This window comes from Shewanella sp. 10N.286.52.A9 (genome assembly GCF_041468985.1).
Lineage (GTDB): Bacteria > Pseudomonadota > Gammaproteobacteria > Enterobacterales > Shewanellaceae > Shewanella > Shewanella japonica.
The window spans coordinates 969-22,275 of the sequence record NZ_JBFRJQ010000040.1; the positions used below are offsets into that span (position 1 = coordinate 969).

The following is a 21,307-nucleotide window of genomic DNA, read 5'->3' on the forward strand; positions in this document are numbered from 1 at the left end:
ATCCCCTAGGGGATACCACTTTCTTAACTCTGAGTTATCAAACTGAGTTTTAAGTAATATCAAAGCCACTTAATTGTGGTTTTTTTATGTCTGAAATTTATCGCTAACTCAAAAAGACCTCTCTAAATGAATACCTATACGTAACGACTATAATGTCAACGCCTAAAGTGTTAGTTAGCAACGCCAATCAAATCAAGATGAACTCTTAATAATTACATAATCTATCTAGGATACTTAGTGAGTTGAGGCTTTAGCTATTCTTTAAAGTTCACTCTAAAATGAGTGCTGAACAATTAAAATCAAACATTACGTATTGTATTTGTACAAGAGGTACAAAGTGAATGTAATAACTGAAAACTAATTTTGTTTCAATAGAAAACTCAGTTTTGAACGTCGAGCAGGCTTAGCGCAAGAACAAACAACAAAAAAGAGGCCTTTAGGCCTCTAATTCAAAGGTAGAAAACTTATCTATGTCGTTACTGTGTTTGCGTATTGAGCTCTTGTTTAGCTGCCTTAGATTGATGATGTGTCAACCTTAAAATAGCCACTAATAACAGAGACAATAACCCTACCGAACCAATAACAACACCTTGCCACTCTGATTGATGCCAAAATATCATCAAATAAGGGCCTCCAAGGGACGCTCCTAGATAATAACTGCAAAGGTATAGGGAAGTCGCCTTAGCTCTATGAGTCGATGCTCTTATCGCCACAAACGAATTACAACAACTATGAGTTAAGAAAAAACCACTCGCAGTCAGTAAAAAACCAATTGTAATGCAAAGTAGATTATCCATTAAGGTCAATAACGTGCCAAGCAACATCACAACCAATGCACCTTTGAATAATCGTTGAGCACCAAATTTAACCACCCACTTGGCAGATAAATAAGACGTTAATGTTCCACTTAAATAGCAAAGAAAAATTAAAGTCGCCGCAAAACGGCTAAAATTGTATGGGTCGGCCATCAAGTGTAATTGAATAAAGCTGAACTGATTCACCATCATCATAAAAGCAAGTCCACCGATGGCATATACAAGCCGCATCTGGGGATCTGTCAAATGATAAATAAAACCACCGATATCGTGCTTTATTTTATTAATGACGCTCGTTGAGTGTTGGGTTGCCGCGCACTTTATTTCTCTTCTTGGTAGCAAATATGTGACTATAGAAATCCCAATCAAAGTAACCGAAAAATTCACCATCATGGCTTGTTCCCAGGTAAAGTACTGAGACAAAAGCCCTCCCATTAACCTGCCACCAATACCGCCTAAACTATTTGCCATAATGTAAATACCAGCCGCTTTTAATAAAAAACCTGCTGGTAATTGTTCTTTAAAATATGCCATTGCAATGGCAGGCACTGCTGCGAGTAATACCCCCTGCAATAGCCTAACTAATAATAAAGCATCAAAGTCTTGAGCAAAAATAAGTAATAGATTGGAAGCGACTAACATCCATAAACTGACCATAATAGGTGCTAAACGGCCTATTCGGTCTGAAATTACCGCATAAATAAGTAACGAAAAAGCCAGCGAAAAACTGGTAACAGACAAGATCAATGTTGCTTTAGCACCACTGACATTAAAATGCTCAGCAATTAAGGGCAGCATGCCTTGTACTGCATATAAATTGATATAAACAACGATAGATGCAAGACACAATGCCCAAATTAATCTTTGTTCGCCACCAGATTGGTTTTCAGGGGCTTCTTTGGCAAGTAAATCAGGCACAACATAAGCCTCGATTAAATAGTTAACTGAGCATTGATTATTGCTCGATGAAGACCATAAGCAATTTGAGAAAGTTAAAGATGTGAGTTATGTCTTAATTTGTCAGCATAATCATTAAGACATAACTTAAAGTTCGAGCAATATTTTTACTATTGAACCCTGCTGTTTTTAAGCAGGTGCAAAGTGATCAGTTTAGCGCTCTACCTTTTTCATAATAACTTCAGTGGTGAACTTATCATTATTGATAACCGGAAATTTCTCATAGGTTTGAAAAATAGGTCTATCTTGATACAGAATCATCGCAACAACCCCATACTCAATATCTTCATCAATACTGTCCGCAGGTAACGTAAACTTAAATGGTACTGGTGCTCTGGCAATATCGAACGTTTTTTGCGAGATAATTAAACCTGGGGTATTCAGACCAATAATCGCAATGTTAATTTTACAGTTTTGAGGTAATACAATTTTCTCAAGATAACCCGCATAGCCATTAATAATAACCGGCTCATCTGGGGTAACGGTTACACACGCAGTCATCATAAATGTCATCAACGCAAACATTGCTGCTTTTACACCGAACTTCATATTTTTATCCTTTCGTCATTCTTAATAAGCCTTCTTGTGTTGCAGATGCAACCAAGCGACCCTGTTGATCAAAAAACTGCCCTTTAACAAAACCGCGGCCACCGCTGGCATTGGTACTTTCTACACTATAAAGCAACCAATCTGAAAAATTAAACGGCCTATGGAACCACATGGCATGATCTATCGTCGCCATTTTAATCCCTGGCGTTAAAAATGACACACCATGAGGCTGAGCCGCAGTCACCAGAAAGTTGAAATCTGACGCATATGCAAGCAAATATTCATGAACACTGTGATCACTTGGAATATGGCCATTCGCTCGCATCCAAATATACCGTTTGGGTTCAGTAGAGTCTGGAGCGATAGGATGTATTGGATTAACCAAGCGCATTTCGATCGGCGAGTCAGCCATGAATTTTTCAAGTATCTTAGCGGGTACTTTATCGCGCATTGTAGAAGCTAATTCTTGCTGATTTAGTAACCCGTCTGGACCATCGACGACTGGCATTTCAGCTTGATGTTCAAAACCTTCTTCAGGAGCTTGAAACGAGCAAGTCATGTAAAAAATAGGGCGGCCTTTTTGAATCGCTTTTACTCGTCTTGCACTGAAACTGCCCCCATCACGCATGTTTTCAACATCGTAGACAATAGGAAGTTTCTCATCACCCGCCCGCAAAAAATAAGAGTGTAATGAATGCACATGCCTATCTTCACTTACCGTTTGCTTTGCAGCACTTAACGCTTGCCCCATCACTTGTCCGCCAAAGACATGACCGAAGCCTAAATCCTGACTTTGCCCACGGAACAGCCCTAGTTCGATTTGCTCTAATGAAAGCAGTGATAATAAATCGTTTAAAACTTGACTCATAATTTCCCTAACGTCTGCACAATCTGACTCAATAAACTTAGATTACCTTAGAACCACACGCCTAGCGCAAATATATTCTCGAATTTACGTACAAATAAACAAAAAAACGATAAAATTCAGCACAATTAGTAACAAGATTTTACTTAATTGCGCGATCACAACCTCGTACTTAATCAAAAAAAGTTGCTATGCTATTAGTCTATCCTAATTTAACTCGATATCTTGAAGCCTTAACAATATGCAATCTTGGATTTTAGCCATTAGACCTCGCACTTTACCTGCTGCCATTGGTCCATTATTAATTGGTAATATTTTAGCCCTACACCTTGAGCAATTCAGTTATACCATTGCTTGCATTTCAATGTTATGTGCCATTTTATTGCAAATTGCCGTCAATTTAGCCAATGATTATTTTGATTTTAAAAATGGCATCGACACAGAAGAACGAGTAGGGCCTGTCAGAGTGACCCAAAGCGGAATGTTATCACCTAACAGTGTACGCAATGCCATGGTTATCTGCTTATTGCTTGCATTATTGGTTGGTTCAGCACTTATTTTTCATGGTGGCTGGCCTATTGCGATATTAGCCGTGGCATCCTTGCTTGGTGCGGTATGTTACAGCGGCGGACCTTACCCTTTAGCATCACATGGTTTAGGTGAAGTGGCAGCATTTGTATTCTTTGGACTTGTTGCCGTCGTTGGTAGTTATTACTTGCAAGCAGGTGACACTAGTACCAGTGCTTGGCTGTTAGGAAGCGCTATTGGCATGTTTAACGCAGCGATTATGCTAGTAAATAATACCCGTGATATTCAAACAGACACCAAGGCAGGTAAAAATACCCTTGCTGTTAAAATTGGACAAGCTCAAGCTAGAGTCTTATATCAAGCATTAGTCTATTTACCTTTTGGTCTTATTATTGGTGGTTTTTTAATGGGTAACCTTGAAGGCCTTCCAGTGCTGCTAGCAGGTTTATCATTAATCTACGCTCGTCAACTCAGCGGAGAGTTCAGTAATACCAGTGGTGAAGCCTTAAACCCAATCTTGGGGCGCACAGCTAAGTTAACAATGATTTTCAGCCTATTGTTCAGCATAGGGTTAATCTTTAGTTTGCCAATGTAACTGACCGCTCGCCCAATAAGTCTTCCTATGAACTTGCTTTAACATTAATACAAGCATGTCATAGGAAGCTTTTTACCTTATTAAACCTATACTTAATCTTGTAATAATTACCCTTTTCTTCCCTCTTCATGCCATTCAAGAATAGCACTATCATCCAGCCTAGAAAGCGGATAATACACAGCTTCATTTGGTTTAAATGCTTGATTAGTAATTGCATTGTAAGCACATATCATCGACCATCTAGGTTTATCTGAGCGATTTTGATTTGATTTATGCAGCAAGTTGCAATGAAAAAACAGAACATCCCCCGTTGCTAACTCAACATTGACTAAAGGATGATACTTCATTGCTTCTTCGACAAAAGTCATGTCTGCGCCTTTTTGATCGCCAGTTTTAGCGTGATCTAACCTTCCTATATGATGTGAGCCTTTTAGTACCTGTAAGCAGCCATTTTCAACTGTTGCAGGGTTGATGGCAATCATGCAGCTAATTGCTTTTGGGTACAGCATAAGGTTATCTTGATGCCAATAACCGAAGTCTTGATGCCATTCCCAAGCGCCTCCAACCAATGGCTCTTTCATCATGATTTTGGTACTCGTATGGTAAGCTTCCTCTTTTAGTATCTTTTCTACTGAATCAACAAGTCGTCGGCCTCTAGAAAACATACTGTATAAGTCATCACCAGTTTGCTGCCAAATGCACACCTTGCTTAAGGCACCTTGACTGTCTTTCTTATTCCATGCTTGTTGGTACAAACCCTCATCATTAAAAGCGACTTGCTGCAATTTCGCCATTTCTTGTTGAGAATAGTATCCCTTTACAATGACATAGCCATCACGATTAAAATCTTTAATCTGTTCAACTGTTAATTCAAGTTTACTCATCTTCCATACTTCCTTTTAATTGCTAATGTTAGTTCCGTCTTTATTCATCTTGCTCGATAATGGCAAAATAAACGCCTAAATAAATCAAGCATTGTTAACAATAATCAATTAAACTTATTAAGATCGCAAGTTTTTATTTACATATAAATATTAAATTTATATAAGTATTGGGTTTATAAATAAATGCCCTGTCGGTTTTCTATGCAAATTTTGACAAAATAGCCTTCCTACATCTCAAAGAAAAAGGCCAGCCGAACAATTGGGCACCATTAATAAAAGGGAAAGGTGATATGCCAGCAAGTGTTAACTCAATCGCAGAACAAAAGTACTCTGTGCCAGCATTGGACAAGGGCTTTGATATTTTGGAATTTTTAGCTGAGCAACAAACCCCTTTACTTCAATCAGAGATAGCCAAAGGTATTGGGCGTAAGCCAAATGACATCTATCGGGTATTGGTTAACCTTGAAGCTCGGGGATATCTTCATCGGGATGAGTCTTCTGGTCGATATCAGCTGTCTTTGAAAATATATAACCTCTCAAGAGGAATATCGCCGATTGATAAAGTGAGGCAAGCAGCGCTGCCGTTAATGGAGGATTTGGCGGTTACCACAGGTCAAGCTTGCCACTTAAGCATGCTTTACCAAAGTCAGGCGATGGTTATTGTACAAGCAAAAAGTCACTCCCCAGTGTCAATCAACATAACTGAAGGAGCAATGTTCTCTACCGTTTCATCAACTGCTGGTAAGGTATTACTGGCAAACAGTAACCCTGATGTCGCCTTGATGATACTAAAACGAGATGCACTTTATTTAACAATGAATCAAAAACAGAAAATGGCTTTATCTGCTCAACTGGAAGAAGTTAAGCAACAAGGTTTTTTGTTTACACATACAAGCCATATTGAAGGTATCGCGGAATATTGCGCATTGATTGGAGAACCAGAAGGACAAGTGATTGCCGCACTCACCTTTTCAGTGTTACCCAATGTGCTAAACCACACAGAGCTAAACCTGCTTCAAAATGCGCTGAAGCAAACAGCGAAACAAATTACCCACCAGTTAATAAGTTAAACGCAATCCGCTTAATACGCCTTTCCTTTATGGGAAAAGGCGTTTTGGCATACGTAAAAACTTAGCACTGTAGACTTTTAAGATTCAACTTCTGCCGTTGCATTGGCCGAGATCTGTTTTCGGTCAAAATCATCATTAAGCAAGATCATGTCGGCTAAAGAAGCTCTTAACTTCACTGATGCAGGTGCTTTAGCTGCCGTTCTTTGACTTAACGATTCCCTTAGCAGTACCACTTCAAGTAATTTTTCTAGTGCATCATTATTGTCAATTTCAAGGGGGGGGAGTTTTTTGGCAGCATTTTTGGAGTATTGTTCATATTCAAACGTGACGCTTTCTATCGCTTCGGCTATTCGTTTCTTTTTATCAGCTTTTGTCGGCATTATATTCCCTCATAACTATGAATTTTTACTTACAAACCTTACTGCTTATAGTTGAACCTATAGCAGTCAAGCCGCAGTTACAAGTTTTGCTTACCCGCTTGATTGGGTAATATCATTATTCTATACACAAAAAAGCACTTCTAAATAGAAGTGCTTTTTAATCAATAGCCAGCTAAAAGCTGATATTCAAAGTCGATATCAGATTTTTGATAATGTGCGTTGCTTAGCACTCCAATCTAGATGATATTTTTCACCTGCTGGTTTATCAGTACGTTCAAATGTATGGGCTCCAAAAAAGTCACGTTGACCTTGGAGTAAATTTGCGGGCAAGGTTTCACTGCGATAGCTATCATAATAAGCCACTGCAGAACTAATGCAGGGTGCAGGGATCCCTTGCATGACAGATGCCGCAACGGTCTTGCGCCAATTCATATGCTTAGCTGATAAACTGTCGCTGAAGGTTTGAGCCATCAGTAAGTTTGGAAGCGCTGCATCATCTTGATAAGCTTTAGTAATTGACTGTAAAAAAGTGGCACGAATGATACAACCCGCACGCCAAATCTTGGCGATTTCAGCAAAATCTAAATCCCAATTTTGCTCTTTAGCCGCCATCGCCATTAATTGAAAACCTTGGGCATAACAACATACCTTGGCGCAATATAAAGCATCTTCCAGGTTAGCGATAAACTCCGCTTTTTCGGCATCGTTCAATGGTATTTTTGCAGGACCAGAAAGCTTACTGCTTAAATTAACCCGCAAGGTTTTTTGCGTACTCACCGCACGTGCATAAACCGCTTCAGCAATTGTTGGCGCAGGGCAGCCAATTTGCAAGCTGCTTACCGCAGTCCATAGACCAGTGCCTTTTTGACCCGCTTTATCTAAGATCATTTCAACCAGAGGTTGACCGGTTAACGGATCATCTTGTTGTAATACCTCTGCGCTTATTTCCATAAGATAGCTATTTAAACTACCTTGGTTCCAAGTATGGAAAATACTACCAACTTCATGAGCAGATAAACCTAAGCCATCATGCAATAATTGATAAGCTTCGCAAATGAGTTGCATGTCAGCATATTCAATACCGTTATGCACCATTTTCACGTAATGGCCAGATCCCGCAGGACCAATGTAAGTCGTGCATGGCTCCCCTTCAATCACTGGATTGCCCGGCTCAAACCGCTCAATAGGCAAGCCAGTTGCAGGATCAACTTTTGCTGCCATTGCTTTCCATACAGGTGCTACGTATTGCCAAGCATCTTTATCACCACTAGGCATTAAAGAAGGTCCAAAACGTGCGCCAACTTCTCCACCTGAAACGGCAGAACTAAAGAATACAAACTTACCTTTAAAGCGAGCTTCACGCTCCACTGTATCAGTCCATAGACTATTACCTGTATCAACAATGATATCGTCTGATTCGATACCTGCTTCAATAAGCGCATTACACACGCCATCAACAGGTCCACCAGCAGGCACAGATAACACAATGACGCGAGGTTTAGCTAAAGAATCAAGCATTTCAGTAAGATTATTACAGCCTAGCATTCGGGGAGCTAAGTTTGCTTTTCTTTCTGCTTGTTCTTGATTTATTGCGGTATTCACTTTGTCGCTGTCGAGGTCGAAAGCCGCGACCTGGTAGCCATTATCAGCAATATTTAACGCGAGATTCTTGCCCATTACACCGAGGCCGATAACACCGATGTCTGAACGAAAGGGTTGGGTAGTCATTATTATTTTCCAAAGGTCACAGAGATTAATCGCGCGTAGCGAATCCATTTGGACGGTGATTATACTGATTTATGTAACTAAATTACAGTCGCAAAATGTGCACACACAATTGCATAATTAGGAAAGCAAACTAATAAACAAGTTTTAGCTAATAAACACAGTGAGTTAGAAAAAATTAAGACGGATTGTAAATAATCGTTACAACATTTAATCCAGCAGTCTGAAAATACAAGATTTTTGGTTAAATAACCAAGCCAGCGACCTTAATAAAACATGATTAATGAGCTCACTTTAGCTTAAAAGTAACTAAAAAAGGTTGTATAAGCTAATCTAAGCAAGCTAACTCATACAACCTTTAACACATTTATGAACGATTTAGTTCAGTCCGTGCATCACATCAATACCTAAGCTTTTCCCTTCGCCATGACAGGTTTGGCAAGACTCATCACCAGGCTGATATATTGCGCCAGAGCTTGCATCTTGTTGGAATACACCGCCGAAGCTTTCTGCATGAGCTGCCCAGCTTGCTTCAGTATTATGGCATGAGGCACACACAGCAACAGTCGGTGAATACTCAGAAACTTGACCCGATGAGGTCGCATCACGAGCTGCCACTATGACAGAGTCTTGCGCAGCAAGCGTATCCATTTGGAGCTGACCTTCATCATGACAAGCACGACAATCGTTCGCAGAAGCCGGATACGTCATTGCTTCACGTTCACTACCGGTATAGCCTTTGGTTGTGCGAGTATTTGCATGCAGTGAATGCACTAACTCTCGATAACCTAGACTATTATTAATAGTTCTAAATGCTTTAATACTTGCATCACCTGGTGTGTGTTTGCGTGTGGCATTCATGTATTTAACCATGTCGTTGGTATGACAGCTTTGACAACTACCATCTGCTAAGGTTGTCGCAACTTGTGGCGAGTGACAAGCACCGCAGGTTGCCCCATTAGCTGGTGTAGATATTTTACTGTGAGCCTCATTCACTCGTTGATGGAACTGTTCATCATGGCAAGCAATACACTTTTGGTTATTCACTAATTCAGTATAAAGCTCAACATTCGTGGTTAATGGTATCGCTGCATCAGCTGGGACCTCAGCAAGCACGATACTTGATTCCGTCTCTAGCGCCTCACATGAAGCTGCTAAACCCGTTAGTTTGTCTCCGCAAACCATAACCTTCGCATATAAGGTACCCGTCGTATTCAGCCCAAGATCGGCAACACCAGCATTGTTAATCGTCACAGTAACAACTGAACTCTCCCTAATTAACGTGATATCTTCTGAGCTTGATACTAGGTCCCACACTTTACGCTGGCCATTGTTTTCAGGCATCACATCTTGTTGCGGATTACCTGATGCCACCAGCCAAAGGTTATCTATAGCGGGATCAGCATCTGGATTCGTGCTTAATTGGTTAAAAGTTAGGGTAGCTGTTAACGTGTCTTGCGCCTCATCTACCACACTGTCAGTTAACGCAAACTGATATTGCTCAATCAAGGAATCTGTCACACTCACAGTAGCATTGTGGAAAATGGCCGAACCTAATGAATTATTACTATCTGGGTGACAACCACTGCAGCTCATCGCCCATGCATCAGGAAACGCATCTCGATCGTGAAATAAGCCTACCGCAGTCCCATTCCAGGTGTCAGGTGCATATTTCTCATGACAGCTTAAACAGGTTTCTTGACCAGGGAATTGGTAAAAGTCAGCTTGAGGCGCACCATCTTCAATATGACATTGCTGACATTGATGCATATCACCAGGATAAGTCAGATCGCTATAATCATGGACAGATCCTTTATAACCAATGACCAAATAATCACTTTTATGGATTCTATGTACTAAGCTGGCCATGCCAATGCTCACGCCTGTTTCAGGATCGCCAGAATAACTGGTATGACACATCACACAGCCTTCATAATCAAAGCGTTTATTGCCATGCATTAATAAGCTATTGTCAGCACTGAAGTCATTTGTATGGCATCGATAACAACTCTGCTCCGCTGTCAGTAACACCCGAGTATCTTCTGCTGGAGCGTTTACGCCAGTGGTCGGGTCAAAGTCAAATGTGGTGTTCACCAACATCGTACTGATGTCTGCATCGGAAAAAGGCATTAACTCTAAATACACCCGATGAATATTTTCTACATTGTATTCAGTATTAATTCCATCAATATTTGAATAGCTATCTAAAGGCTGTGAAAACGTATAGCGATATAAACCGTTTCCAATAGCTTCAATACAAGCTTCTTTACAATCCGACTCAATACTTGCTTGCCATTGAGTCCCTTTGTGCTTGTCCCAGCCCTCTTCTAAATCATTGTCCGCTACATCTCCAGGCTCAACCACGTTATTGATATAACTCGTCCATTGTGGTGATAAATCAGTTTCAGCAGTTGTCACGACAGTAGCGCTATCAGCTTCATTCAATGGGCGCACGCGCCTTTGTTGAACTCCTAGCTTAGCAATGCCTGCCCCTAAAGTTGAAATGGACGCCACATCGGCTAAACCACTTACAGCTACACCGTTGGCATTACTAAGATAAAACTCAAAAGAGACCTGCAACGACTCATCAATCGTGACCTTTTCAATTTCAGCTTGTAATGATTTTGCCGATGAAATTGCAATGTTAATGTCACCAGATTCTCCATCATCGCCATTTTTTCCGTCATCACCGGAACATGCTGTAAGTGCAACCATTGGAACTAAAACAAGCGGTGTTATCCACTTCTTATATTTCCTAATTAACAATTTGCTCATCATTATTATTCCTTTTATTAATTCACGGCATTTTTAATTTTTAGTAATAATTATTTATTTATAAAAATCTTATTGTGATAAAAATCATGAATCCACTCAAAATATTAAAACAACAACTAACAAAACAGTACATTCCACAAAGTAAAATACTCAGTTCAAAAGTAACAATTCCAAAAAATGGAATCGAATATAATTTTTAATAATTAAATAGAAAAGCAACTTTTAATAAATAGAATACACAGCAAAAAAATGTGACTTAAGATATATATTAAGACTAATTAGAAAAACAAGAAAACAAACGTGATCATAATCAACTTGTTTTTAAATTAATTAAATAATACTCGAATCATAAATATAAACATAAAAGCAATATTTATAATTAAGAGGAAACAAATATGATTACAAGGAGAGCACTACTTGCTAATGGCGCTAAGGTCGCTGTCGGAACCGTTTATGGTGGAACATTAGTCGGTTTTTTAACTGGGTGTGGTAGCAGTGATGACGCAGAAACCCCAATAGTTGAAGTCATACCCGGTGGACTCATGGTCGTCAACCCTATCTTATGTGTAGGTTGCCGACGCTGCGAAATAGCCTGTAGCTGGAGCCACGGAAAATCAGCTGTTAGCCCAAGTACCTCAAGAATTAAAGTTGCCAAAAACCTCAATTTTGGCCCCCATGGCGTGCAGCCAAACTATCAAGACCAGCGTGGTGAACAAGGAGATAGCACCATTGTGCCATCAACCTGTCGTCAATGTGATGTTTGCATGACCGTTTGCCCTCAAGAAGCGATTACCGTTAACGAAGAAACGGGAGCCAGAGTGGTCAACGATAACTTATGTGTCGGTTGTGGCTATTGCGCTGACAAATGCCCGCAGCAAGTTATCACCATAGATAAAACCACTCGAAAATCTCTCAAATGCGATCTCTGTGAAGGCAGCCCTAATTGTGCCCAAGTTTGCCCAACTGGTGCAATTAAGTTTTATACCTGGGAAGACGCTGTTGCCGAAGTTGAACTTCATGAAAAGTATTTAGAATTAGTTTAAAAACTAAAAAGGAATAATTATGACTACTACATATGGTGGCTGGGCCGGTTATATTTTAAGAGTTAATTTAACAACAAAAGTTATTACTAAAGAAACAACAGAAACCTATCACGATTATATTGGTGGAATGGGAATCGGTTATAAAGTTTTATGGGATGACCATGTCGATGGAATTAAAGCAACTGATGCAGAAAACCAATTAGTTATTTCAGCGGGACCATTAAGTGGCTCAGGTGCAATTTGTTCGGCTAGAACAACGATTACTTCTCGTAACCCTGTTATTCGAAATCACTTAATCACTGATGGCCACTTTGGCGGTCACTTTTCACCAGAGCTTAAATTTGCTGGTTACGATGCAATTATTATTGAAGGTAAATCAGAAACCCCTGTATGGCTAAAAATTGTTGATGACACTGTCACCCTCGAACCCGCAGACTCTTTATGGGGTGTAGGCATATTCGATACCTTTGCCAGCATCAGTAAGTTAATGGGACAACAAGCTCAGGTTGCAGCAATTGGCCCTAGTGGTGAACACCTTGTAGCTCAATCAACTATTCAAACTCAAGGTGGCCACTCAGCGGGCGGTCATGGGGCTGTACTAGGCTCTAAAAAACTAAAGGCCATTGGTATTATTGGCACTGGTACAGTCGATATCGCAGAATCGACAACCAATGAGCAATTACGTGCATTAGATGACCATATTCTTGGGATCATTGGTGCTAACAATCAAGGAGTTGTTCCTAATCAGCCGCAATCTTGGGCAGAGTATAGCTCTACAGGCAGTCGTTGGCGCGGCGGTCCAGGCGTCACATGGGGAGCAGCAGACAATCCTGTAGATGTGGGTGAAACACCATGGGATGACCGCCAAAAAGTGGGCATGCGCACCTCAATGGCCGAAATGTATTTTGGCCGTGATGAAGCCAATAAAATCTTTAAACGTCCAGGAGGCTGCCACTCCTGCCCTATTCGCTGTTTTTGTGAAGTTAAAAACCCAAAAATGAAAAGCGAATACAATCTGCCAACTGAAAACATTACCAATGTATGTTTAGGTTTTCTCGATCCTTGGTACGCCATGGGAAAACCAAGCAATGGTGAAAAACGAACCGACATTCAAACCGTTGGTGCCTATTATATGGATGATAATGGTATTTGGAGTGCTTACGGCCAACTGTCCCATTTAATGCGAGAGTTTACCGCCCGCGGCTTTTGGGAAATCATTCTACCAGCTGAAGAATATGCTGCGATTAATTGGGCACAATACGCTGATCTCGATGCGCATTTTATGCAAGATTTCTATACCCGTATTGCCTACAGTGAAGATTATCCTGGCTCAAATATTCTAGGGCGCTGCCTAGGCCGTGGCTTACATGAATTCATTAATGAAGATGGTGAACTGTACAACGTTGAAGATATTCTTAATGAGGTAGAATCTCCTCGTATGGCGGAATTGACCTTCGAGTTAGAATCTGATGCAAATTATGATTTAGTCGGTAAAACCTACAGTGTATTTCTCGATAAAAACATGAAAGTGTTTAACCGTTCTATGGTGGGTGGCGTTCACCACGCCAGTGAATCAGCAGGTCAAGTAGGAGCGCTGCTAAACACAGTATTTAACCGTGATCCGCAATGTCACTCGCACATCAACTTAATTAACTGTGGCCTTCCCCACGCCAAGATCGCCGAAGTAGCCGCGTCACTATGGGGCGAAGGCGCATTTGATCCTGTTCAACATTACACAGCAATGAACACCTCCAAAGCAAAATTTGCTAAATGGTGTTTAGTGAAAAATGTATTACATGATTCATTAACCCTATGTAACTGGATGTTCCCACTCGTTGTCTCACCAGATGCGAATCGAGACTATATCGGTGACAGCTCAATCGAAGCACAAATGTTCAGCCTTGTCACAGGCATTGAAACATCAGAAGCCGAACTGGACGCCATGGCAGAAAGTGTCTTGCAATTGCACCGCGCACTTACCGTGTTGCAAATGAATGAAATTGATCAGCGAAATAAACATGATGTCTTGTCTGAATGGGTTTATGACTTAGATCATGACAAGAATTTCGGCGACGAAGGCACGATTAAAATGGATCGAGACGATATCCAAATAGGCTTAGACATGTTTTACGCTGAAATGGGCTGGGATAAGGATACTGGCGTACCGACTCGTGCAACATTAGAAAAATTCAAACTGGGTTACGTCGCTGACAAGCTAGAAAGCTTGGCATTGTTACCAGCATAGGTAAATAAAATATGATTGAACTGGTTGATTATATTCGCTTGCTAAGTAAGGACGGTCGTCTGGTGACGGCCGAGCAAGTTATTGCTGTCGCAGGCCTTGATGTAGAAATAGAAGATGTTGAACTCGCTCATCAGCAATTGATTGAAGATAGCCAATATCACGATATCGCCATTATAGCGGGAGAAAAAGAGCACTATTTTTATTCTAAAAGGTTCATTGTAAGAAGTTACGCCATCCAATGGATTGGGGTAAAAGATGATAAGTTAATTGAAACAATGGCGGAGTATATTCGCCGTTATTCAGCAATGGGCGAACTCGTTGCAGCGGTTAACTTTAGCTATCCCCCTTATAAACTTGAACTCAGTGAATTAACGACATTAATTGATAAATTTAGCCAAACAGAGGGGTGTGAAGACATTCATTTTCAAGCCGATGCCAAGAATCATGAAACCCAAACTCATGGTTATTACTTCTCCATAAAAACCATGACCAACACTTATGCCAAAGTGTTGGCTGACCATGATCCGTTTGAGTGGTCTGCATAGGTAAACGTTATTGCCTTATATGCCGTTTATAAGGCAATAACACCCCAATAAAATTAAAATAGGCTAAATTTCTTATTTATATTTAGCCAGTTTGGCTATGTACAGAATAAACTTTTGACTGATTTTCGCTAATCTTATTCGTTAGTTAACACTTCAAGAATAAAAACGTCGCTTTATCGTGACTAAGGTAAAACTTATCTAGTTTTTAACTCCTAAATTACCTCCTAGTTGGTACATTACTCATACATGATTCCAACTAAGTGTGATATATGAAGCCAACAACTACACAAGAAAGTCTTCTGCATCTTGATTACATGACTTTGCTGGTATTTCTTCGACTTTACGAGTTTCAAAGCGGTAAACTCACAGCTGAGTCATTTAACGTTCCCCAATCAAAAATTAGTCGTTGCCTGTCTAGGTTACGAGAAGCTTTTGATGATCCCTTGTTTATCAAAAAAGTGTCAGGCTTAGAAATAACCGATAAGTCTCAGCGCCTTTACCCTATCCTTAAACGTATTGAGATCAACCATATCGATCTTGCGCAAGAAATAGATAAAAGCATCGAAACACTTAACAGTGAAATTGTCATTCATGCGCCTTCTGGTTTTACAAATGGCGTGCTAAGGAAACTGTATAACTGCCAATGTAATAACGCGTGTATGAAGCCCTGCGTTAAATCTGCAGTATTGCAAGACAACGGCGCAAATGACGAAGAAATGTTACTGAATAGTCATTGCGACATCGTCATTACCTGCAATCCGTCCATTCATGTTGGCATACAAAGTCAGAAAATTTGTGAAGTTACCGACACCTTTGTAGTCGCAAGAGAAAACCACCCAATTTGGGATGAGATGTATAAGCCAATTTTAGATCGTGTGCTTAATTACCCTGTAATTTTGACTGAAGTGCTGCATTTTAATAGCGAACTTGAAGCGACACCGTTAAAACAGTTTGCCGATTCTCGTCAAAGAGAATTACTCGTTGCCGCTAAAACAAACAACCTCAATGAAATTTCTGACTTCTTAGTCGGCACTGATGCTATTACTTTAGTGGTATCTCAAGGTGCTGTAGATTATTTAACCCATGATGACACCATCAGAGCGCAAATTGTCCCACGAAAAGAACGTGAAGAATTAATGCGTAATAAGCCCAATATGACGCTCTACATGCAAACCAGAAAGTCTGAACGTAAGCTATCTGAATGTGTAAAAAACAAAATTGCCGAGCTAATCACCACAGGAGCAAATGGCTGCATTAAAGCTTGTCAATTTGAGCGCTAAAATGATTGCCAGATTGTTAGTTAACCTAATACAAATAAACAAAATACCAGAAAGACTAATCAGCTAAATACTGAAACCTTACTCTATACACCAGCCACAATGGCTGGTGTTACCGTGCTTTGCCATCACTTCCCTTTCAATCACAAAACACGCAAAAGCCATCGCAAGGCCCATTTCTAAATACGCCTGACAACTCGAGATACTGGTTCCGTAAGATTTCAGCAGTAATCTCTACCGGCCCATGGTTTAAATAGCATCGTTATTATTCACTCAGATTTGACACTTGTTTGGAATGTCCGCAAGATAATTTGAGCTTTTGCTCTTTTCTCATCCAATCGGTTGAAAACAGCAAGAAATTTATCGATAAAAATAACACAGAAACAACGTTAAGTTTTCTTGTTCGTGTTTAATCAGAATGGAATCAAGATGCATAGACAAAATATCATTATCACAGGGGCAAGCTCAGGTTTAGGTCAAGGTATGGCCATAGAGTTTGCTAAAAAAGGCTGCAATCTAGGACTTTGTGCTCGTAGAACCGAACGATTAGATGCATTAAAAAGTCAAATCAAGTCGATTAATCCAAACGTCAACGTCTGGTTATTACCGCTAGATGTCAATGACCATCAACAGGTGTTTGACGTTTTTGAGCAATTTACTCAGTTAATGGGGAAAGTTGATCGCATCATAGTGAATGCAGGTATGGGAAAAGGTGGCTCAATAGGCACAGGATTATTTGAAGCCAATAAACAAACTGCACAAACTAATTTCATCGCTGCTTTAGCTCAGTGTGAAGCTGCAATGAGTATATTCCGTAAACAAAACGCGGGCCACTTAGTCACAGTTTCCTCAATTAGTGCACTGCGAGGTTTTAGACGAGCAATGACCGTTTATGCAGCAACTAAAGCAGGATTAAGCTCGCTTTCCGAAGGCATACGGTTAGATGTAATGAATACACCGATTAAGGTTACTTGCGTACACCCTGGTTACATTAAAACAGAAATTAACGATCACGCCGATGGGGCATTATTTATGGTCGATGCTGAAACAGGCTGCAAAGCTATGGTCAAAGCAATCAATAAGGAACCTGCAAATTGTTATGTGCCAAGTTACCCTTGGGCGATGATTCAATTAATCCTCCGTATATTACCTGATAAGTTTTTACGTAAAATGAGCTAGAAAATCGCTTACTTTTCAGCTTGTCGTCATATGTTGTTTACACTAAACCGCAAACACAAAAGAGCAATAAAACAACATATTGCAGATATATCAAACTAAAAGCGCACAAAACTGTTCATTAAATAATTTGATACCAGTTCATAAAAATTAAGTCAGAAACATAAAAAAGAGAAGCGTAAAGCTTCTCTTTTTTTATGTTCAAAATACTGAAATAGGATTACTTTAGCTCAGTAATATTAATCGAGCCTTTGCCATAGGTAGGATGGCCTTTTTGTTGTTCTTCAGGTAATTGATTTATGCAGTAATTAATATAAAAAATATTAAAAATTACCGTGAAGAACTTATTCATTTTGTAATCAATATCGAAGTTAACGTGAGCATAATCTTGAATCGCCGCTCTGGCACGAAAAGACCAAAAAACATAAAGACCAAATGCAATCAGCAGCATCATATTTCCGACAAATCCGAATAATCCCATATCACTGTGAGTTAGCACACCGCCAAGGCCAAAACACACAGCAATAGTTATCACAAAGCTATCGTCAGCAGTGCGAATTGAGGTGATATCATCCATTTTAGGGTATTTCGCAAACAACCAAAGAATGGGATAAATACCGCCAGTGAATACCGTCAACCAAAACAAACGACTTGTTTTAGTGTTAATTTTTTCAGGCAATTCTTTAATATTGGAAATCATGAATGCTAAAACCTTTTTAATCGAATAAGCTGCTAACAAAAACGGATTGTATTAGCTTATTATAAAACTAAATTGCAGTCGTTATTATCATGCAAAGTAAAATTAAATAATAAAATCAGTGTTTAGCTCTCATTTTAGACTAATAATGTCGCTTCGCCAGTCATGCCATATTGAGTCACTTTTTAGCGACAAACCCGCAGCATTACACGAGATTTCAGGCAATTATTCATCAAGGCGCAAAACTCATCAAAAAAAGCTGAGCGTAGATTAAGCTCAGCTTGCTCCCAAACGCATATTCTTGTCACAGCTATACCGCAGTGTAACTTAAGAGGCTGTGAGCTCCTTTGCCAACGCATCGGCATATCCCATCTTAGTTAACGCTGAGCGCACAATATCTAAAGTCATGGGATCTTCGATTGTGGCAGGCACAGTAAAGGCACTATTGTCGGCAATTTTACGCATCGTCGCCCGTAATATTTTACCTGAACGGGTTTTAGGCAGCTTTTGCACCGCACTCACCAATCTAAAGGAGGCAACAGGACCTATTTCATGGCGAACTAAGGCTAATAACTCCTTATATAATTGCTCATCAGAAATATCGACACCATTTTTTAATACCACTAACCCTAGAGGCACTTGGCCTTTAAGTTTATCTTGCACACCAATCACCGCCGCCTCAGCCACAGCATCATGTTGACATAATACTTCTTCAAATCGACCTGTCGATAAACGGTGCCCAGCAACATTTATGATGTCATCAATACGACTCATAATATAAAGATACCCGTCTTCATCGATGTAACCAGCATCACCCGTTAAGTAATAACCGTCATACATGGATAAATAACTGTCGACGTACCGCCTGTCGTTATTCCAAAGCGTGGTGAGATTTCCTGGCGGCAATGGCAATTTAATCACGACATTACCACTTTCATTGGCAGGCACTTGCTCACCCATAGCATCAAGTACTTCAACTTGGTAACCCGGTACTGGCCTTGCTGGCGATCCTGCTTTAACTTCAATAGGATCGGCTCCCATTAAATTGGCAGCAACTGGCCAACCAGTTTCAGTTTGCCACCAATGATCAATCACTGGCTTGTTCAACTTTTCTTGCGCCCAGTAAAGCGTATCAGGATCGCAACGCTCACCCGCTAAAAAGACTTGCCCAAGACAAGACAAATCAACGCCGTCTAATCCATCACCATTAGGGTCTTCTCGTTTAATTGCACGAATGGCCGTAGGAGCGGTAAAAAAACTTTTAACGTTATATTGTGAAATAATTCGCCAAAAAGCCCCAGCATCAGGCGTGCCAACGGGTTTGCCCTCATACATTAAGGTTGTCGCTCCCGCCATTAACGGTCCATAGACAATGTATGAGTGGCCTACAACCCACCCCACATCTGATGCAGCCCAAAATACATCGCCCGCATCAATATTATAAATATGCTTCATTGACCACATCATGGCGACTGCGTGGCCACCGTTATCTCTTACAACTCCTTTTGGTTGCCCTGTGGTACCTGAGGTATATAACACATATAAAGGGTGAGTTGACTCAAGGGGAACACAATCAATTAATGGTGCATCTGCTACTGCTTGCTGCCAATCAACATCGCGCTCACTCAGTAATTCTGCTTGATATTGTGGCCTATTTAAAATGACACAATGATTAACTTGGTGAGTCGCTTGCTCTAACGCTTCATCCAGTAGCGGTTTGTATTTAACAACACCAGATGGCTCGATACCGCATGATGCTGATAACACTAGCTTAGGCTTAGCATCGTTAATTCTGGTCGCAAGTTCATTAGCAGCAAAGCCACCAAAAACGACAGAATGGATTGCACCGATACGAGCACAAGCCAACATTGCATAGGCGGTTTCTGGCACCATGGGCATGTAAATGACGACCCTATCGCCTTTTTCAATACCAATGGATTGCATGTAACCTGCTAATCGACTGACTTGAGATAACAATTCTTGATACGTAATGCTATAGTGATTTTGAGTCACAGGGCTCACATACTCGATGGCAATACGATCGCCATGACCCGCTTCAACATGCCTGTCGACAGCATTAAAACAAGAGTTCATTTTGCCACCAGCAAACCACTGATAAAAAGGGGCATTCGACTCGTCCAACACAGTGTTAAAGGGGGTAAACCAAGTCACTGCTTGTGATGCTTGTTGCCAAAACGTCTGCTTATCTTGTATAGATTGCTGATGCATCTTCATCCCTAATCCAGCCATATGCTATTCCTCTATCAGTTTTTTATTCGCAATTGATATTTTTATTTCTGATCATAATTTTTTCATTATGGCGTGGTTAAAAAATAAACCCTATTAGACCAAGGGATATAGAAATAGCGATAAATCCCGCTGCAATTTTCTTAGAAATAATTAACTAACTAGCTGAAATTAAAACAGTCGTATAAATTTTCATGATAAACAGCAGCAAAAATTTGCTACACTTCGCCCAATTAAACACAAGCCTTTTCACCTCACCGAAACTGAGATTTTCTCAGTATTGGCAAGCTCAATTTACAACTTCATCAAGCGAAAACCCGTCACAAACCGGCGACAAACTTTACCTTTACGTAAACTTCATATATCTTGCATCAAAAGACGTATTTTTGGTGAGATGATGAGCGCGAACATAAACCCACAATCAACCTATTCAATTAGTGATTTATCAAAAGAATTTGATATCACGACTCGGAGTATTCGTTTTTACGAAGACCAAGGGCTTATTAAACCTAAACGCCGTGGGCAAACCCGTATTTACAGCTTAAAAGACAGAGTTCGTCTAAAACTGATTTTGCGTGGTAAACGATTAGGCTTTTCGTTAGCTGAAACCCGTCGGTTATTCGAACTGTATGATGCGGATAAAAGCAGTACGTCACAATTACATACCATGCTCGACTTAGTAGAAGAAAAGAAAGCTTCGCTGCAGCAGCAAATGGATGACATCAAAGTCGTACTCATGGAGCTAAATTCTGCAGAGCAGCAATGCCGAGCGGCGCTAGAACAAGATTAAATAATTGGGGGGAGCCCCCCTCAAAGCATCACAATTAACAACTAAGCTCAAAACGTCGCACTCATCGACTCGATATAACGTTAAACCAAGCAATTAGTCACTAAGAACTGATGCTTAACCAATACAAAGCTCAACATAAAAATT

17 protein-coding genes are annotated in these 21,307 nt (G+C 40.3%); 8 read left to right on the plus strand and 9 right to left on the minus strand.

Translation table 11 applies throughout. The annotated features are described in order from the left end of the window. Nucleotides 1-476: 476 nt before the first annotated feature. The 3 genes from AB4128_RS20270 to tesB all read right to left on the minus strand — a co-directional run bounded on the left by AB4128_RS20270 (nt 477) and on the right by tesB (nt 3,189). Nucleotides 477-1,733: an MFS transporter gene (locus tag AB4128_RS20270; protein ID WP_372038754.1), complete on the minus strand. Its 1,257-nt coding sequence runs from the start codon at nt 1,731-1,733 to the stop codon at nt 477-479. A gap of 192 nt (nt 1,734-1,925) precedes the next feature. Beyond that, nucleotides 1,926-2,321 carry a YbaY family lipoprotein gene (locus AB4128_RS20275; protein ID WP_055026089.1) on the minus strand — a complete coding sequence of 132 codons (396 nt, stop codon included), beginning with the start codon at nt 2,319-2,321 and terminating at the stop codon, nt 1,926-1,928. A 4-nt stretch (nt 2,322-2,325) separates the two neighbouring features. Then, nucleotides 2,326-3,189: an acyl-CoA thioesterase II gene (gene tesB, locus AB4128_RS20280; RefSeq protein WP_372038756.1), complete on the minus strand. Its 864-nt coding sequence runs from the start codon at nt 3,187-3,189 to the stop codon at nt 2,326-2,328. Between the two features lie 238 nt (nt 3,190-3,427). Between tesB and AB4128_RS20285 the strand changes: the two genes are divergently transcribed. After that, complete coding sequence (locus AB4128_RS20285; protein WP_372038758.1) at nt 3,428-4,309, plus strand: 1,4-dihydroxy-2-naphthoate polyprenyltransferase; 882 nt, start codon at nt 3,428-3,430, stop codon at nt 4,307-4,309. 107 nt (nt 4,310-4,416) lie between these two features. Here the strand turns inward: AB4128_RS20285 and AB4128_RS20290 are convergent, their stop codons facing one another. Beyond that, entirely contained in the window at nt 4,417-5,193 is a 777-nt protein-coding gene (locus AB4128_RS20290; RefSeq protein ID WP_372038760.1) for a phytanoyl-CoA dioxygenase family protein, read from the minus strand. Between the two features lie 290 nt (nt 5,194-5,483). Here AB4128_RS20290 and AB4128_RS20295 point away from each other — a divergent pair, with 290 nt between their 5' ends. Then, nucleotides 5,484-6,263, plus strand: a complete 780-nt coding sequence (locus AB4128_RS20295; protein WP_055026092.1) for an IclR family transcriptional regulator — start codon at nt 5,484-5,486, stop codon at nt 6,261-6,263. 77 nt (nt 6,264-6,340) lie between these two features. Here the strand turns inward: AB4128_RS20295 and AB4128_RS20300 are convergent, their stop codons facing one another. The 3 genes from AB4128_RS20300 to AB4128_RS20310 all read right to left on the minus strand — a co-directional run bounded on the left by AB4128_RS20300 (nt 6,341) and on the right by AB4128_RS20310 (nt 11,146). Then, nucleotides 6,341-6,643: a hypothetical protein gene (locus tag AB4128_RS20300; RefSeq protein ID WP_055026085.1), complete on the minus strand. Its 303-nt coding sequence runs from the start codon at nt 6,641-6,643 to the stop codon at nt 6,341-6,343. 198 nt (nt 6,644-6,841) lie between these two features. Further along, a complete protein-coding gene (gene gndA / locus AB4128_RS20305) occupies nt 6,842-8,371 on the minus strand; it encodes an NADP-dependent phosphogluconate dehydrogenase (protein ID WP_372038762.1) in 1,530 nt (509 codons plus the stop codon). A 375-nt stretch (nt 8,372-8,746) separates the two neighbouring features. Beyond that, nucleotides 8,747-11,146 carry an OmcA/MtrC family decaheme c-type cytochrome gene (locus AB4128_RS20310; protein WP_372038763.1) on the minus strand — a complete coding sequence of 800 codons (2,400 nt, stop codon included), beginning with the start codon at nt 11,144-11,146 and terminating at the stop codon, nt 8,747-8,749. A 392-nt stretch (nt 11,147-11,538) separates the two neighbouring features. On the opposite strand from AB4128_RS20310, the gene AB4128_RS20315 reads away from it, so the two are divergent. The 5 genes from AB4128_RS20315 (at nt 11,539) to AB4128_RS20335 (ending at nt 17,432) form a co-directional block, all read left to right on the plus strand. Then, nucleotides 11,539-12,186, plus strand: coding sequence for a 4Fe-4S dicluster domain-containing protein (locus tag AB4128_RS20315; protein WP_372038765.1), 648 nt, complete (start codon nt 11,539-11,541; stop codon nt 12,184-12,186). A 19-nt stretch (nt 12,187-12,205) separates the two neighbouring features. Beyond that, complete coding sequence (locus AB4128_RS20320; protein ID WP_372038767.1) at nt 12,206-14,431, plus strand: aldehyde ferredoxin oxidoreductase; 2,226 nt, start codon at nt 12,206-12,208, stop codon at nt 14,429-14,431. Nucleotides 14,432-14,442: 11 nt separating this feature from the next. Beyond that, a complete protein-coding gene (locus tag AB4128_RS20325; RefSeq protein ID WP_372038768.1) occupies nt 14,443-14,976 on the plus strand; it encodes a hypothetical protein in 534 nt (177 codons plus the stop codon). A 269-nt stretch (nt 14,977-15,245) separates the two neighbouring features. Next, complete coding sequence (locus AB4128_RS20330) at nt 15,246-16,256, plus strand: LysR family transcriptional regulator (protein WP_055026079.1); 1,011 nt, start codon at nt 15,246-15,248, stop codon at nt 16,254-16,256. Between the two features lie 426 nt (nt 16,257-16,682). Beyond that, a complete protein-coding gene (locus AB4128_RS20335) occupies nt 16,683-17,432 on the plus strand; it encodes an SDR family oxidoreductase (protein WP_372038769.1) in 750 nt (249 codons plus the stop codon). Nucleotides 17,433-17,649: 217 nt separating this feature from the next. On the opposite strand, the gene AB4128_RS20340 is transcribed toward AB4128_RS20335, so the two are convergent. After that, nucleotides 17,650-18,129 carry a hypothetical protein gene (locus tag AB4128_RS20340; protein WP_055026077.1) on the minus strand — a complete coding sequence of 160 codons (480 nt, stop codon included), beginning with the start codon at nt 18,127-18,129 and terminating at the stop codon, nt 17,650-17,652. 324 nt (nt 18,130-18,453) lie between these two features. Then, the gene (locus AB4128_RS20345; protein ID WP_372038771.1) at nt 18,454-20,376 is read right to left on the minus strand and encodes a propionyl-CoA synthetase; all 1,923 of its coding nucleotides are present in this window, start codon (nt 20,374-20,376) and stop codon (nt 18,454-18,456) included. 394 nt (nt 20,377-20,770) lie between these two features. On the opposite strand from AB4128_RS20345, the gene AB4128_RS20350 reads away from it, so the two are divergent. Beyond that, nucleotides 20,771-21,163, plus strand: coding sequence for a MerR family DNA-binding transcriptional regulator (locus tag AB4128_RS20350; RefSeq protein WP_055026075.1), 393 nt, complete (start codon nt 20,771-20,773; stop codon nt 21,161-21,163). The last annotated feature ends 144 nt before the right edge of the window (nt 21,164-21,307 follow it).

What these genes read in the sequence shown, in the direction of transcription:
- AB4128_RS20275 (WP_055026089.1), bottom strand. Translation starts at nt 2,321, where the DNA reads ATGAAGTTCGGTGTAAAAGCAGCAATGTTTGCGTTGATGACATTTATG.
- tesB (WP_372038756.1), bottom strand. Translation starts at nt 3,189, where the DNA reads ATGAGTCAAGTTTTAAACGATTTATTATCACTGCTTTCATTAGAGCAA.
- AB4128_RS20285 (WP_372038758.1), top strand. Translation starts at nt 3,428, where the DNA reads ATGCAATCTTGGATTTTAGCCATTAGACCTCGCACTTTACCTGCTGCC.
- AB4128_RS20290 (WP_372038760.1), bottom strand. Translation starts at nt 5,193, where the DNA reads ATGAGTAAACTTGAATTAACAGTTGAACAGATTAAAGATTTTAATCGT.
- AB4128_RS20295 (WP_055026092.1), top strand. Translation starts at nt 5,484, where the DNA reads ATGCCAGCAAGTGTTAACTCAATCGCAGAACAAAAGTACTCTGTGCCA.
- AB4128_RS20300 (WP_055026085.1), bottom strand. Translation starts at nt 6,643, where the DNA reads ATGCCGACAAAAGCTGATAAAAAGAAACGAATAGCCGAAGCGATAGAA.
- gndA (WP_372038762.1), bottom strand. Translation starts at nt 8,371, where the DNA reads ATGACTACCCAACCCTTTCGTTCAGACATCGGTGTTATCGGCCTCGGT.
- AB4128_RS20310 (WP_372038763.1), bottom strand. Translation starts at nt 11,146, where the DNA reads ATGATGAGCAAATTGTTAATTAGGAAATATAAGAAGTGGATAACACCG.
- AB4128_RS20315 (WP_372038765.1), top strand. Translation starts at nt 11,539, where the DNA reads ATGATTACAAGGAGAGCACTACTTGCTAATGGCGCTAAGGTCGCTGTC.
- AB4128_RS20320 (WP_372038767.1), top strand. Translation starts at nt 12,206, where the DNA reads ATGACTACTACATATGGTGGCTGGGCCGGTTATATTTTAAGAGTTAAT.
- AB4128_RS20325 (WP_372038768.1), top strand. Translation starts at nt 14,443, where the DNA reads ATGATTGAACTGGTTGATTATATTCGCTTGCTAAGTAAGGACGGTCGT.
- AB4128_RS20330 (WP_055026079.1), top strand. Translation starts at nt 15,246, where the DNA reads ATGAAGCCAACAACTACACAAGAAAGTCTTCTGCATCTTGATTACATG.
- AB4128_RS20335 (WP_372038769.1), top strand. Translation starts at nt 16,683, where the DNA reads ATGCATAGACAAAATATCATTATCACAGGGGCAAGCTCAGGTTTAGGT.
- AB4128_RS20340 (WP_055026077.1), bottom strand. Translation starts at nt 18,129, where the DNA reads ATGATTTCCAATATTAAAGAATTGCCTGAAAAAATTAACACTAAAACA.
- AB4128_RS20345 (WP_372038771.1), bottom strand. Translation starts at nt 20,376, where the DNA reads ATGGCTGGATTAGGGATGAAGATGCATCAGCAATCTATACAAGATAAG.
- AB4128_RS20350 (WP_055026075.1), top strand. Translation starts at nt 20,771, where the DNA reads ATGAGCGCGAACATAAACCCACAATCAACCTATTCAATTAGTGATTTA.